16 protein-coding genes are annotated in these 14,883 nt (G+C 33.5%); 7 read left to right on the top strand and 9 right to left on the bottom strand.

Features of this window, described 5'->3' with window-relative positions:
• The first annotated feature begins 13 nt into the window (after positions 1 to 13).
• Positions 14 to 460: a GNAT family N-acetyltransferase gene (locus B4N66_RS04220; protein ID WP_291092588.1), complete on the top strand. Its 447-nt coding sequence runs from the start codon at positions 14 to 16 to the stop codon at positions 458 to 460.
• 39 nt (positions 461 to 499) lie between these two features.
• Here the strand turns inward: B4N66_RS04220 and B4N66_RS04215 are convergent, their stop codons facing one another.
• The 4 genes from B4N66_RS04215 to rnpA all read right to left on the bottom strand — a co-directional run bounded on the left by B4N66_RS04215 (position 500) and on the right by rnpA (position 4,413).
• Positions 500 to 1,363, bottom strand: a complete 864-nt coding sequence (locus B4N66_RS04215) for a hypothetical protein (protein WP_291092586.1) — start codon at positions 1,361 to 1,363, stop codon at positions 500 to 502.
• A gap of 71 nt (positions 1,364 to 1,434) precedes the next feature.
• The gene (locus tag B4N66_RS04210; protein WP_291092585.1) at positions 1,435 to 2,259 is read right to left on the bottom strand and encodes an OmpA family protein; all 825 of its coding nucleotides are present in this window, start codon (positions 2,257 to 2,259) and stop codon (positions 1,435 to 1,437) included.
• Positions 2,256 to 3,893, bottom strand: coding sequence for a S41 family peptidase (locus B4N66_RS04205; protein ID WP_291092584.1), 1,638 nt, complete (start codon positions 3,891 to 3,893; stop codon positions 2,256 to 2,258). Before B4N66_RS04205 ends, B4N66_RS04210 begins: the two co-directional genes overlap by 4 nt.
• Positions 3,894 to 4,035: 142 nt before the next feature.
• Positions 4,036 to 4,413 carry a ribonuclease P protein component gene (gene rnpA, locus B4N66_RS04200; protein WP_291092582.1) on the bottom strand — a complete coding sequence of 126 codons (378 nt, stop codon included), beginning with the start codon at positions 4,411 to 4,413 and terminating at the stop codon, positions 4,036 to 4,038.
• Positions 4,414 to 4,599: 186 nt separating this feature from the next.
• On the opposite strand from rnpA, the gene B4N66_RS04195 reads away from it, so the two are divergent.
• The 3 genes from B4N66_RS04195 (at position 4,600) to B4N66_RS04185 (ending at position 6,079) form a co-directional block, all read left to right on the top strand.
• Positions 4,600 to 4,986, top strand: coding sequence for a hypothetical protein (locus B4N66_RS04195; protein ID WP_291092579.1), 387 nt, complete (start codon positions 4,600 to 4,602; stop codon positions 4,984 to 4,986).
• A gap of 48 nt (positions 4,987 to 5,034) precedes the next feature.
• A complete protein-coding gene (locus B4N66_RS04190) occupies positions 5,035 to 5,433 on the top strand; it encodes a hypothetical protein (protein WP_291092577.1) in 399 nt (132 codons plus the stop codon).
• Positions 5,434 to 5,944: 511 nt separating this feature from the next.
• Positions 5,945 to 6,079: a hypothetical protein gene (locus tag B4N66_RS04185; protein WP_291092576.1), complete on the top strand. Its 135-nt coding sequence runs from the start codon at positions 5,945 to 5,947 to the stop codon at positions 6,077 to 6,079.
• A 99-nt stretch (positions 6,080 to 6,178) separates the two neighbouring features.
• On the opposite strand, the gene B4N66_RS04180 is transcribed toward B4N66_RS04185, so the two are convergent.
• From B4N66_RS04180 to B4N66_RS04170, 3 genes are all read right to left on the bottom strand, one after another.
• Positions 6,179 to 6,679, bottom strand: a complete 501-nt coding sequence (locus B4N66_RS04180; protein WP_291092574.1) for a hypothetical protein — start codon at positions 6,677 to 6,679, stop codon at positions 6,179 to 6,181.
• 1 nt (position 6,680) lies between these two features.
• Entirely contained in the window at positions 6,681 to 7,988 is a 1,308-nt protein-coding gene (locus B4N66_RS04175) for an AAA family ATPase (protein WP_291092573.1), read from the bottom strand.
• A 178-nt stretch (positions 7,989 to 8,166) separates the two neighbouring features.
• Positions 8,167 to 9,063 carry a hypothetical protein gene (locus tag B4N66_RS04170; protein ID WP_291092572.1) on the bottom strand — a complete coding sequence of 299 codons (897 nt, stop codon included), beginning with the start codon at positions 9,061 to 9,063 and terminating at the stop codon, positions 8,167 to 8,169.
• 320 nt (positions 9,064 to 9,383) lie between these two features.
• On the opposite strand from B4N66_RS04170, the gene B4N66_RS04165 reads away from it, so the two are divergent.
• The 3 genes from B4N66_RS04165 to B4N66_RS04155 all read left to right on the top strand — a co-directional run bounded on the left by B4N66_RS04165 (position 9,384) and on the right by B4N66_RS04155 (position 11,074).
• On the top strand, positions 9,384 to 9,821 hold the full coding sequence (locus tag B4N66_RS04165; RefSeq protein WP_291092571.1) for a hypothetical protein: 438 nt from the start codon (positions 9,384 to 9,386) through the stop codon (positions 9,819 to 9,821).
• Between the two features lie 192 nt (positions 9,822 to 10,013).
• Positions 10,014 to 10,523: an HPP family protein gene (locus B4N66_RS04160; RefSeq protein WP_414654088.1), complete on the top strand. Its 510-nt coding sequence runs from the start codon at positions 10,014 to 10,016 to the stop codon at positions 10,521 to 10,523.
• 74 nt (positions 10,524 to 10,597) lie between these two features.
• Positions 10,598 to 11,074, top strand: a complete 477-nt coding sequence (locus tag B4N66_RS04155) for a lipocalin family protein (RefSeq protein WP_291092567.1) — start codon at positions 10,598 to 10,600, stop codon at positions 11,072 to 11,074.
• Positions 11,075 to 11,237: 163 nt separating this feature from the next.
• Here B4N66_RS04155 and B4N66_RS04150 read toward each other — a convergent pair whose 3' ends face one another.
• Together B4N66_RS04150 and B4N66_RS04145 are read right to left on the bottom strand one after the other, a co-directional pair.
• Positions 11,238 to 13,124, bottom strand: coding sequence for a M1 family metallopeptidase (locus B4N66_RS04150; RefSeq protein WP_291092565.1), 1,887 nt, complete (start codon positions 13,122 to 13,124; stop codon positions 11,238 to 11,240).
• A gap of 17 nt (positions 13,125 to 13,141) precedes the next feature.
• Complete coding sequence (locus tag B4N66_RS04145; protein WP_291092564.1) at positions 13,142 to 14,761, bottom strand: S8 family peptidase; 1,620 nt, start codon at positions 14,759 to 14,761, stop codon at positions 13,142 to 13,144.
• Positions 14,762 to 14,883 lie beyond the last annotated feature (122 nt).

Here is a 14,883-nt window from a genome sequence, read left to right as displayed (position 1 = left end):
CAAACATTTTTTAATGAAACTACAATTCAAAATAAAGCGATTTAACGAACTTTCTTTGTCAGAACTATATGAAATCCTGCAACTGCGTAGCGAAGTGTTTGTAGTGGAGCAAAATTGCGTTTACCAAGACATAGACGGCAAAGATAAGAAAGCTCTTCACCTTATTGGAACATGGGAAGACGAAATAGTCGCTTACGTTCGCATTTTTAAGCCCGGCGATTATTTTGAAGAAGCGTCCATCGGCAGAGTAGTGGTGAAGCAAATTTACCGCGATAAAAAATGGGGATACGATTTGATGCAAGAAGCTATTGCAGCAACTAAATCAGAATTAAACGAAACCAACATTACCATTTCTGCTCAATTATACCTTCAAAAATTCTATGAAAATTTAGGGTTTGTGCAAACGAGTGAGGTTTACTTGGAGGATGATATTGAGCATATTGAGATGAAACGGAAATAATGAATTTCCCATTGATAAACTGAAAAGTCTTTCTAAGTCTTATTCCCAATAAATAATTTCTCTATTAATAACTACTTTACTTTCGGGACAATAATCACATAAAATTGATTTTTGAATCCAATTATTATTTTTATCAAATAGAGAGTATTCATAAGCTTTAGTCTCCCTTTTATTAAATCTTCGAATAGAATACTGAGTTTTTAAAATTATATTACCTAATTCATCATACTCATATTCAAATATTTCTTCATATTCTTCATTATAACCTTCATCAGCATCAACATCTCTGTTTGAGTAATAATATCTTTTTACTAATTGTTTTTTTTTATTATAAATTGAAACATTGTTTTTTAAAAAGGAATAATGTGTGTGTTCTTTATCTGAAAAACTACCGTATTTAAAATTTAATAAATCTCTTCCTGAATCTGTTGTATCAATACGACCCTCATATTCGGTTACTCTGAAAGGAGATGCAGAATCTGTTTTATTATAGTGGTCATATTCAAAAATTTTCTTCTGTTTAATTTTGTCTTTGTAAAATCCGGATGTGAAATAAACAGTTGATTCTATAACGTTTCCATAAGAATTATACGTGTAATGTTTTTTATGATTTTCATTTTGTTTTTTGCCGTCTAGAAATTCATATTTCAAGATTTCATCTTCAAAACCACCATAATTTACAATATTTCCTTCCTTGTTAAAATAGACGTGAATGTTTCGTGCTATGGAACTAAAACGTGAGTCAAAAATTTCTTCTTCATGAAAATGAATCAATTTATAATAAATCATTTTCACATTTCCTTTTAAATTACATCGTTCTAAATCGTTTTTGTAAAGTTGACTAAATGAAGTAGATGGTAAAACTATGATTAAAAAAAAGAGAATCGAATTTTTGTTTATCATTTTTTAATCATTTGTATTTATAGACAAAAGCAACAGTTTAATTTTTTTTAAAATATTAAACCAAAACAACCCTACACCTTCGTAATCACCAATTCCACACGTCTATCCAATTCCGGACTTTTGCCCAACGGTTTGGTATTTCCGTAGCCTTTAAAAGTCATTCTGGCTTTGGGTACTTTCTTTAAAACGAGGTATTTGTAAACCGCTTCCGCACGATTGTGCGATAGTTTTCGTTTTTTGGTCCCTTTGTCTATAGCTTCTTTGTGATTAGGAGGCGTGCAACACACGTGACCTTGAATTTCTATGTTGATGTTTTTGTTTTTCAACAACATGCGAGCCATTTTGTCTAATTGATTTTTACTTTTTAGGGTGAGTTTGCTGCTTCCTCTTTCAAAAATCATATCCGAAAGCATGATGCGATCGCCAACAATGTTTTCTTTGTTAAACATCGTATAAACTCCCGGAATCTTCAACTCTTCTTCGGGTTGAGGTTTCATATTTAACACCACATCCACCCGACGGTTTTTAGAACGAACTTCAGGAAGATTTTCCACAATATCATCATCAATCAAAATGCGACCTTTTCCCTCGATAGTGACAATAATTTTGCTTTTGATGCCGCTTTTCGTGATTTCGGCTTTTACTTTATTGGCTCTTTCAGTCGATAATTTTCGGTTGTAATCGTCTTTTCCAACATCATCACAATAGCCAAAAATCTCGATGCTTTCAACTCTTGTACTGTCTGTTTTTTGAATAAAATTAACTAACTCAGTTGCGTATTTTGATTCAACATCCGATTTATTTGTTTCAAAATAGATGGATTGAACGATTTCCTCCTGAGCAAAAAGTCCAAAATGCACCAGAAATAAAAAGCAAAATGCCCACTTTTTTATCATTTTAAAAGAATTTTATTGTATTCGGAAGCGTTTGCCAAAATGGAAGTTGCCTTTTTAACTTCAGAATTGTTTTGAATATAGTATTGATAAAGCCCTTCTTTGTATTGATAACGTTTGATTAATTCGTCTAACAAAAGTTCTTTAATTTCCGATTGATTTTTGTTAAGCTGAATATCTTCGCTTTTCCGCAACGCATTCATTAAGTTTTGGTATTCCGTTTTAATGTTTTCATCAATTTTTTCAACTTGAGCAGCTTCTAATGTCTTTTTTAGTTGCTTTTCTGTCTCCGTGTCAAACGAGAAGTTTTCTTTCTTCAAAAACGCTTTAAACTCATTAAAATCAGCATCAGAAATCGTCGGAATCTTTGTACCTAAATTCGGATTCTTGTAAAAATAAACCGTAGCATAATTAAAAATAGCATCGTTCCGTTGAAGAGCTTCCGTAATCGAACTCAACTTTGTTTCGGCCAATTCCACATCGGGCTGAATTCCACCACCATCATAAACGGTTCTTCCTTTCTTGGTTTTAAACGCATTAAAGTTTTTTGCATCGGTTTTGATGGCTTTTCCGTCGGCATCTTTTTTAGAATAATCTAACGCTTGAATACATCTGCCGGAAGGCGTATAATAACGAGAAATTGTCACTTTTACCTGCGTTCCATAAGTCAAATCCAACGGACGTTGCACCAAACCTTTTCCAAAACTGCGACTTCCCACTACAACAGCACGATCTAAATCTTGCAAAGCACCTGCCACAATTTCACTCGCTGAAGCACTTTTTCCATCCACCAAAACAATCAGCGGAATGTCTAAATCAATGGGTTCACGAGTTGTTTTATAGGATTGATTATGTTTTTCAATTTTCGATTTAGTAGTTACAATCACTTCGCCTTTTGGCACAAAAAGATTGCAAATATTCACGGCCTCGTTGAGCAATCCACCCGGATTTCCACGTAAGTCTAAAATGATTTTTTCCGCTCCTTGCGTTTTTAAATCCAACAAAGCAGCTTGGGTTTCAAATGATGCTTTTCGGTTAAATTGCGAAAGCACGATATATCCGGTTTTGTCATCTACTTTTCCATAAAACGGAACGGCTTTTACATCCACTTCGTCCAACACAATAGTTGTGTTTTCAGTTTTTCCTTGACGGATGAACTTCACGTCAACTTTAGCATTTTTGGCACCTCGCATTAAGGCAGAAGCATCTTCTTTGTAGTCTTTCAGGTTAACATCACCAATTTGGAAAATCTCGTCGCCAGCTTTCAATCCTGCTTTGTCGGCAGGATAACCTTTGTACGGTTCTTTGATGATGATTTTACCATCTTTTCTAGTAATCATCGCACCAATTCCGGTGTATTCGCCTGTGTTGTTAATTTTAAATTTCACCACATCACCTTCGTTAAAATAGTTGGTGTACGGATCTAAATCGGCCAACATACTTTTGATTGCTTTGTCCATCATTTCACCCGGATTTGTTTCGTCAACATAGTTCATGTTCACGGTTTTAAACAAATTAGTGAAGATTTCAATTTGCTTGGCAATTTCAAAAAAATCTTCTCTGAAACTACTTCCAACAAGTAAAAATCCACTTAAAATTACGGGAATGATATAGCGTTTTTTGAATTTTTTAAACATGAAAAAAGGTATTATATTTTTTGATTAACTTCATAGACATGAACAAAGTGGCATCTAAATTAAGAATAAAATTGTAATAAACTGTTGATATAACGTTAAACCCGTTCGATAAAGTATCAAATGCAGTTTTGTAAGTCAAAAATCAGACCGATTTGATCTCTTTAATAAACTTTTCAAAAAGTTGAATCGTTTTTGAATGCATTTCATCAAAAGTCATCGCTTCTTTGCTTTGGTAAAAAAACATAATGGCGTAGGGTTTATCAATGTTTTCCAATAAGATTTTTTTGTTTAACCGATAACATTCACGCAGCAACCGTTTGTAGTAATTTCGATCGACTGCTTTTTTAAAATACTTCTTAGAAACCGAAACACCGAACTTAATTTTCTCGTCATTTTCTAATTCCACTGGAGCAAAAACCAATCGCAACGGATATTTGGAAACCGATTTCCCGTCCGAAAACAGTAAATCAATCTGCTTTTGACTTTTAAGTTTTTCGTGTTTGGGATAGGTGAAGGTCATGCGGCAAAAGTACGAAAAGGTTTTGAGTGTGGAGAATTGGATTGAAAAGTTAAGTTTTGAGCTATTTTGAATTATTTATAACTGGTAATTTAACACTTTTATTATATTTTACTTGTTTCATGTTCCTCAACAGAATAAAATATAACTTTGTGCAAGTGAACCCGAACCGTTTAGAATCAAATTAATATGAAAGTAAAAGCCATTCTTTTTGCATTGCTACTTACAGTTTTGAATTCATGTAAAACCTATACCATTCCGCCGGAAAATTTTAAAAAACAACTTTCGAAAGTTGAAAATCAGCATCAAAAAACAATTTATCAAGCCTATGATCTTGACAATTTGGTGGTGTATGATAGTAAGGGAAATGCAACCACGCTACCCAATTCTCCTGCTATAGAAATGCGGGTTACGCAAAAGAACGGAAAAAAAAATGCCTTCTTTTTTGATACAGTTTTTATAGAAAACGACACGTTGAAAGGAGAAAAATCGAGAATTTTAGGGTTGATGAACCACGTTCCGTTTGATCAAATAACCAAAATAGAAGTGCAAGAAGGAGTAAAAACACACTACTAACGAAGTGCTGAATTTAAAGTCCTGAAAATTGATGAAAAAGTAGATAGAATGAAGGAAGATTTAGGAGAGTTTACAGAAAAACCCAATTTTCCTATTGATTCTATTGCTATTAGTTATTCACATTCTGAAAATAGGCACTATGCGGTAGCCAATTTTAAACAAAGCAAAACAGAAATTACCTTTATTTTCTATAAAAACAACAACAACTTAATCCGAATTCTAACCAGAGAAAAAAGTCCGATTGATGAAGAGGTCTCGTATATAAATTCATTTTATGTGGAGAACAATAAAATTTTTTATGAAAAGAATTTTGTCACTACAAATGAAACAAAAGGAAGCATAAAAAAGGATTATGAATTTTACCAATTTAACAAAGCTTTAGAAGCTCGTGTTTTAAAAGGAGTTTCGTTGGAAATTTATAAGGAATTGGAGAAAATGATTAACTAATTTTTTGCTAAATCATTCTTTGCAACCATTTCTCACCTTTTTTCAGGTAGGTTAAAAATAAAGTAATACGTCCCTGAACGTATTTTACCACGTCCATAGACGTATTCTACCACGTCCACCAACGTATTAAATGACGTTCGGAACCCCATTTACCACGTCCTCTAACGTATTCTACCACGTTCTGAACTACTTTTACCACGTCCTCTAACGTATTAAATGACGTTCGGAACCCCATTTACCACGTCCCCTAACGTATTTTAATACGTTCCGAACCCCTTTTACCACGTCTACTAACGTATTTTAACACGTCCAACAACCACTTTTAATACGTTGGTAGACGTGTTTTAATACGTTCGGAACCACTTTTAATACGTTACCCAACGTGGTAAAAGTAGTTCAGAACCCCTTTTAATACGTTACCCAACGTGGTAAAAGTAGTCTGGAACCCCAAAAAAGTAGTTGACCAACGTGGTAAAACCAGTTAGGCAACCTATAAAAAGTAGTTCAGGACATGAAAAAAGGAGTCTGCAACCCCTTATATTACGTTGACCAACGTGTAAAAAGTAGTTTTTGGTTAGGGAAATGGGGTTTTGGATGGGAGGATTGGTGGAATTTTTTGGTTGATGGCGGGGAATGTTTGGGATAGTTGAATTTATTGTAAATTTGAGAAATAAGTTAAAAAAAAAATCTATAAATTGATTTGTAAAAGTCTTTAATTAAAAAGAATAATTATTTTAAGGATTTTTTAAAAAAAGTTGTCTTTCAATTCTGAAATTGTAATTGGTTTAAAATTATTAGGCATAGAAGGATATAAGCTTCGGAAGTATCGTCTAGCTTGAGCTTTTAAATCAGGATTAAATATATAATAGTAATTTTGATGAATATTTGTGTATCCAAAGTCATTTACATGTTTTTTTGAAAACTTTTTTTTATCCCTTAAGTCTTTAGCTTTCAAATTTTTCATGCTTTTGTAATTGAATCTAAACTCAACAAACATTATTTCTTTATTTCCAAACTGATCAATAGCAACAAATAATGAATCCATAGATTTCTTATTAGTTCTGTGTTCAGACTTAGCTATTTTACTTTCAACACAGTCCATATCAAGAACTATATCTTTATTGTCAAAAAAAGGCATTGTTTCGGAACACCCATCTCGATGAATTAAAGTATTCAAGTTTGCGAGACAAGCTTTTAAACCATTCTTCAAACCAAATTTAATAGTCGATATTCTTGAATATTTCATATTAAATACCGTATTTTTCTATTCTATCTAACGCTATATTGAAAGACTCGAATATGGGATCTATTTTAATCCCTAAATCTTCGTATTTATATGAAACTCCACTTTTTTTTGCTAGGTAAAAATTAACAGAGTTTAAAGAATTTTCTTTCTCCGAAATGTATCTTATTGCACTTATAAAATCAGGATTGTGACTAGCAATAAAAAACTTGGCACCAATATATTTATTAATTAAGATTATTATTCTTGCATATTCTACGATCCATTGAGGGTGCAAATTTGATTCAGGTTCATCAAATACCAAAAGAGTTTTACTATTTATATAACCTAATTTTAAAAGCATTTGTAAAATACTAAATGATTTGACTCCAGTTGCACAATCTAAAAGGTCAAAAACCTTACCGTCTTCGTTTCTACTAAATGAAAAACTCATAGAGGAAAGTATGTCGTCTTCATATTTAACATCTCCTTTTAAAATTTCAGTTTTAATTATATTTGTTATATATTCATTAGTATTAACATACTTATTACTGAGTAACAAATCATTTAAGTAATTCCAGTGAGGATTGTCATCACTATACTCACCAAGCATCATTGGTGTATCTATATATATAGTGTTTTGAATCCCGTAGGGTATTGATAGTTTATTATCTTTGAGGGAAAGTAAGGTTTGATCTATCTCTAAAACGTCGAGTTTTTTTGGAAGTTCATTTGTATGAAAAACTTTTTCTAATTCGTTTTTCAACAAAAAAGTGTTTCTTGATTTCAACAACTTGAATGAACTATCAAAAATATCTGTTGTTTTTTGTTTTAACTTTTCAATTGGTAATCTTGTAGAATTTTCATAATTCTCTTTAATGCCAAGTAAATCATTAGCGACGAAAACTAGCCTTCTATAGGCCATCTTACTATCCTCTTTAGTATCTAAATTTACTAATAGATTAACGCGGTCTAATTGAAAGAGAAGATTTTCTAAAATATCTACGGTTGGAGTTTGAGTGTCTAAAATTTGATTTAGATTATCCAAATCCTTCATTAAATCATTTCTAAAGCCTCTATCTGTTTGACGAACATCTCTAATGGCAATTTCTAAAAACCTCAAAATACCATCTAATCGAACCTTTAAGTTTTCAGCAACTAGTACGTTATATGATGAGCTAATTTTGAAAATATAATATAAAATTTTAGAGAGAGTGCTTTTGCCACAGCCATTTTCACCTGTAACGACCGTTATTCCATCAATAGCAATATCAGCACTAAGAATCGCTCTGTAGCTTTCAATAGCAATTCTAATTTTAGATTCTTTAGACATAGTTTTTGCTTGGAGTAATATTCAAAATATTATAAACAAAAGTAATAAAAAAAGACTACACTACTAGGTGTATTTAGGTAAAAGAGTTGAATAAATCATAAATCAATCTTTTTATTGCTAGATAATATAATACTCTTTAATTTACAAAACTTATTAACCAGGATTAAGAAGTTAATAATTATTTTTTAGATGGTAGAGCTTTAATTTTTGATTTTATACTTTCAATTGATTTTACATCTGGAAATTCTTTTTTTAAATCTGTAGGAGCTTCAATATTAGGATATATTTCAGCACCTTCAAAATATAATTTGGCTAATTCATTTAATGCTAATTTGATTCTTTCTATTTGTTCAGGACTTTGACCTTTATAAAATTTGTTATATATAAATTCTGCTTCATTTTGAGCTACTGCATTTTCAGCAATTTTATTTTTTTCGTTAATTTCTCTAGTTGCTTCATTAGATAATTTTAAGGCAGTAACTTGTTCTTTAAGAAGTCTTCCTTCTTGAATTTTTTTATACACAACTGCTCCTCCCCATGAAAGAGCTGCAACAAGATGAAGAACTGTAGCTCCTCCGTTTAATAAAATATCAATCCAGTAACTACCTGTATCGAAGTTAACAATCTTATAATTGCCTTTAATATCTTCATGAAAAATTGTTTGATTAAATATTTTGTCAAGACTTTTAGATGTTTCAACAATATCTTTAAAAGAGTTTGGATTTGGTATTTTAATGCTAATCAAGTCTTGATTGTCTTCATATATTATATTTGATAATGCTTCAATAGTTGCTTGTATGGAAACATTTAAATTATTAATAATTTGAGACAAGGCTACAAATTCTTGTTTAGTTATAACAACGGTATCTATCGTTGATTCGTAGAAGCTTAAAGTTTTTAAAGCATTTATCTGTGTTTTAAATAAACTACTTCGATCTAAGTAATCAATTCCTTCACGTAGACTTAAAACTTTACTTAATTTATAAGTAACTGGGTTACTTGCTCTTTCGACGGCATTAGTTATTAGTAGTTTTTTTGCTTTTTCTAGAATATCTTTTGTGATTCTTAGTCTCATAAATTATATTTTTAACAAATAAACAAAATAATTTCAAAAAATTAATTAAAACTTAATATTAGATAAATCAAAGTTCTCCAAAGTCTTCTTATATAGCACGAAGTTCTGCGAGCGTCTCCCGACCTCGCAGCAAAATAATTTCAATTAAATTACATCATTAAAACAGTAAAACAAACTAGTTTAATGTTCTGCATTTCAATTAATTAAAACAACGTTGATTAAAATTATATAACAAATAAAAAAAATTCCATAACATAAATTCTACATTCTTGCACAATCTTTGCTTATCAACTTATTATTAAACATAAAAAGTAAAGATCATGAAAGCAATTAAATGTATACTGTTAGGGTTATTGTTGACTAGTTTTACGATGCAATCGCAAGTTTCTGTAAACGTAAACTTAGGTACGCCACCCGTTTGGGCACCGGCAGATCGAGTTGAGGTTCAATACTACTATTTACCGGAAGTAGATGTTTATTATGATGTTCCCGCAGAACGATTTATTTATATTCGAAATGGTCGTTGGCATCGTTCAGCAGCACTTCCTGCTAAATACAGAGGTTACAATTTAAGAGGGGCAAATGTTGTTTACCTTACCGATTATAGAGGAAATGCACCTTACAAACTTCATAAAACTCATAAGGTAAAATATGGAAAACGTGGTAATGTTTATGTAGTTAAAGAAGCTAAACATAAAGGTCATCACGGAAAAGGTCACGGAAAATCTAAAGGACATGGAAAAGGTCATAAAGACTAATTATTAGTTTTCCGGTGATTATTTGCACACTTGAACGAGTATTATAAACCACTAATAAAATATAGAAATCCGGGCAGTACGTTCGGATTTTTTATTTAATTTGTACTCTACACTAATCTCCAAACAGTGGTCAAGAAAAAAATAAAAAGAAGTTTACGCATTTCACGCTACATAATCTATAAAGAAACCTTGGTGGACTACAAAGAACACTTTTGGTCATTTTTGGGAGCATTTGTGGGCATCGGCCTCATTGCTTATATTCAAAGTCATTGGCTAACCAAAGACGAAAATATCTTCCTTATTGGTTCATTTGGAGCGTCGAGTGTGTTGTTGTATGGTGCTATTCAAAGTCCGCTCGCTCAACCCAGAAATTTAATTGTGGGTCATTTAATTTCTGCCTTTATTGGCGTAACAATCTATAAATTTCTACCGGAAATTATTTGGATAACGGCTCCGCTTGCCGTGGCTCTTTCTATTGTGGCGATGCAAATGACAAAGTCGCTTCATCCGCCCGGTGGTGCAACTGCACTAATTGCTATAATGGGTTCCGAAAAAATCAAAGTTTTGGGTTATTATTATGTTTTATCGCCTGTTTTAACGGGCACATTGATTCTATTTGTGGTGGCGTTGGTGTTCAATAACATCACAAAACATAGAAAGTATCCTGCAGATAAGCGTTTGAGAGCATTTTTTGGCAAGTGAAGAGAATCAAAGTTGGCTTTTAACCAAATAGAATCAATTTTTTATCTTTGTCATAAAATTGAAAACACACAAAAATGAAAAAGATTCTACTACTGCTTTTGTTAGGACTAGTTTCCTGTTCTAAAGATGAGTACACCCCTGTAGAAAGAGGAAACATCAATTATCCTTCTTTTGACACAAGCAAAATGATAGGTGCATGGGTATATGAAACAATGACTTTTAATGGAGAAACGTTTCCTTATCCTCATAATCCAAACTGTACAAAAGATGTTTTTGGCTTTTTTAATACTGAAGGCAGACGTTTTTTATACGATGAAATAATTCATGTAAACGATGAGTGTTCTGTTTCTCAAACCAACCTAGAATGGAAAGTGAATGGGGACAAATTAATTTTTTATTTTGGCGAACAATTAGTTTTGATATATACTGTAATTTCTATTGACGATGACTATTTTATTGTTCGAAGAATAGCCGATTTTAATGATGACGGCATAGAAGATACCTTAGAAATTAAAGCAAAAAGAGAAGATCCTTTTGGATGGTTTAACTAAAATCTTTTTAAGAAAGTTGTTTCCGTTTAGTAATTAGATATAACTCAAAAAATCCAGCTCTCGAAAGTCTTCTTATAAAGCAAAAAGCTCTGCGATACCGATAATTATCGGGACGACCTCGAATCATACAAACAAAAAATCCGAACTCACGTCCGGATTTTTTTTATTTCGTTATAGGATAACTATTATTCTCTTGATTCACATCGGCCATTAAACCACTCGGGTCAATCACCACCGATTTAATTTTAGATTTTGCTTGTGAGAGTGGCAATTCATACGTTGGATACGCCCAATCCCAGCCTTTCAAAACCGTTCTTTTTACTTGAGGATACGGGTTTTCTTTTTCCCATCGCATTAATGGATTTGGTATATAAAAACTTTCTACGGAGCCGTCTTCATACGCCACCAAAATATCCAACGGCATTGGCATTCTTCCGATGCGTTCTAAGGTTAATTTACCGCTGTCGTCTATGTTTTTAATGCCGTAATCAATCGTGTTGGTAGTTTGTGTCCAATCCACCAAATACCAGTCTAAAACCGCTCCCGAAACGCGTTCTGCCGTGCGTTTAAAATCATTTGGCGTAGGATGCGTGAATTGATAATCGTGGTAAAAACGTTTTAAGGTTTTAAACATGTTATCCATCCCAATCACATAAGCCAATTGCGTCAGGAAAACAGTTCCTTTGCTGTAGGATGAAATACCGTAAACCATATTTTCATCATAGCGATCGGCGTGCGTAGATTGTGGTTGCTCACGACCCGTGCTCACCATATAGAAATAGTTGTTGTACGCACTTTGAAACGGGTTATCGTCTTCTTTTTTATTTTTAGGAGGCATTACTTCGGTCATTGCCAAATCGGAAATAAAAGAAGTAAACCCTTCGTCCATCCATTCGTGCTTACTTTCGTTGGTCGCCAACACATGTTGAAACCACGTGTGGGCCAATTCGTGAGCAGTAACGCCCACCAAACTGCCTAATGAACGTTTTCCGGTGATGAGGGTACACATGGCATATTCCATTCCACCGTCGCCACCTTGAATAACTGAGTATTGTTTGTACGGATAAACACCAATTGTTTTATTGAAAAAGCTTAACAATTCCGCTGTTTTGGGTTGTAAAGCTTTCCAGTTTTCGATAATTTCTTTATCATTTTTATAAAAGAAATGAAGTTCAACACCATTTTCTCCGATGATTTTATCGTGAATGTATTCGTCATCGGCACCCCAAGCAAAATCGTGCACCATTGGAGCTACGAAATGCCACGTTAGGTTTTTGGTTTTTCTGGGATGTTTGACTTCTACACCTTCGTCTTGATAGCCGTGACCGATTTCATTTTTGTTTTGCAAATAGCCTGAAGCACCAATGGTATAGGCTTTATCAATCGAAATTTTTACGTCATAATTTCCCCACACACCGTGAAATTCTCTGCCAATGTATGGGTCGGCATGCCATCCTTCAAAATCAAATTCACACATTTTCGGATACCATTGCGTCATCGAAAGAGCAACTCCTTCAGCACTATTTCTTCCTGAACGACGCACTTGCTCCGGTACTTGTCCATCAAAATCTAACGTAAAGGTCGATTTTGATTTAGGGAGAATTGGTTTTACTAACGTAACTTCCAAAATTGTCCCCACTACTTTTGTTGTAGCCACTTGACCGTCTTGTTTGAAATTAGTGATTTTTAAATACCCAATTTGATCGGGTTTTAAAGTAGAAATTCTACTTTCAGTTACTTCTTTATCGGCAACTTTAAAACTTTTCACCATTCGTTTATCGGGATCGGTAATCGTTTTTAATCGAATATCCATTTCGCTTCCCGGTTGAAACGCATTAAAATACAAATGATAAAACACTTTGCGAAGTGTGTCGGGTGAATTGTTGGTATATTCTAATTCTTGAGTCCCTTTGTATTGAAAGGTTTTCACATCCATAAAGAAATCCATTTTATAATCGGCTTGTTGTTGCCAATAGCCTGGATTTGGGTTGTTTTGAGCGGAAAGAAAATTAGAAAAAACAATAAAAAGAAGCACGGTAGCCTTTCTCATACAAATAGATTTAGGTTTTATTTTGAAACGTTTCCTGATGATTTAGCCATTTTGTCAGCCATCAACAACGCATTATAAGCATTCACAATTTTTCCGGAAGTGGATAATTCAGCAAACGGTAATTTGTTTGTTGGATCTCCGCCCACCACAACTGTTTTGTTGATGGAAACACCACTTTCTTTCAAAATCATTTTCACTTGCGGAGCGGTTAAAGTTGGGTAATAAGAACGAATTAAAGCCGCAACTCCGGCCGCATTTGGCGATGCCATCGAAGTTCCTTGTTGGTGTTCGTATTTGTTATCAGGAACTGTAGCATAAATTTTTACACCTGGAGCAAAAACATCTACATCGGTTTTCCCGTAGTTTGAAAATTCAGCGACAGTTTTAGCTCCGTAATCAAAGTTTAAAGCACCAATTTTGATGAAGTTATCGGCAATTTCTTTATCGGCAATTCGGTCATTTGGAAAGCTTTCAACAACGTTTAAATCATCACCATCATTTCCGGCTGCGTGAACAAATAAAACATCTTTGCTTGCTGCATATTTAATAGCTTCATAAACCCATTCTTTTTGAGGAGAAAAGCCTTTCCCGAAACTTCCGTTGATAATTTTTGCACCATTATCAGCTGCATATCTGATGGCAAGAGCGATATCTTTGTCGTATTCATCTCCGTTTGGAACGGCACGAATGGCCATAATTTCTACGTTGGTTGCCACACCGTCGCCACCTAAATTATTTCCTCGCACTTGAGCAATAATTCCGGCTACGTGCGTTCCGTGTAACGCGTGTTTTTTATCCGGACCCCAAACTTGGTTGTTTCCATAGAATTTGGTTGAGAAATCTTCGTAGTTATCACCTAAAATTTTTCGACCATCGTATTCTGTATTTAAATTGTAGTTCAATTGGTCATAAACGTGCTCTTCATATTCTTTTACGCCTTTCATAAACTCTTCGCGGGAAGAATTCGCTAAAAACTGAAGCATCGCCATTTTATATCTTCCTAAGGTAGGGTTTGAAGTCAAAATTGATTTCACATCTTGCAATGTGTAATTTTCCTTTTTCAAATGCTCGGCAATTCCTTTGTCGGCAGCAACAATAAAATCGATTTGTTGTTTGTTGGATAATGCTTCTTCTTTCTTTTCCTCTAGTTTTGCAAGAGCCTTTTTATAGGTTTCAGAACCATCATCACCTTTTCGTACGATACGAGTTAACTCAAGGGTTTCGTGAACAATATCGCCTAAAAAGTTCCAACCGTGAATATCGTCAATGTATCCGTTATTGTCGTCATCAATTCCGTTTCCGGGAATTTCTTTAGCGTTTGTCCAAACACGACCTTTTAAATCTTCGTGTTCGATGTCAGTTCCGCTATCAATTACGGCAACAATTACTTTTTGACCTTTTTTATTTTTCAATAATTCTTCGTAGGCACGATCTACACTCATACCCGGAATCGTGTCTTTGATTAGGTCTAAATGACTCCAACGCAACAATTCGGCATCAGAAATTTTACTGTTTTTTAATGGAACCGTTTCAGAAGATAATGGTTTTAAGTTGGTGAAGGATGATTTTGAAGCACCACATCCGGTTAAAATTAGAGCAGATAAAAGAGTAAATGCTGTTGAACGTATCAATTTCATAGTTAATGTTTTGTAAATTTAATCTAAAAGGCAAATTTCATAAAAAGAAGTTCTAAAACCACTCATTTTTGATTTTTTTTATGATAATTATCCATTTGCTAAACCGATTGACCTTCGATACA

The organism is Flavobacterium sp. UBA2787, from assembly GCA_002352205.1.
Classification (GTDB): Bacteria; Bacteroidota; Bacteroidia; order Flavobacteriales; family Flavobacteriaceae; genus Flavobacterium.
This window is presented reverse-complemented; position numbering and strand designations above follow the sequence as displayed.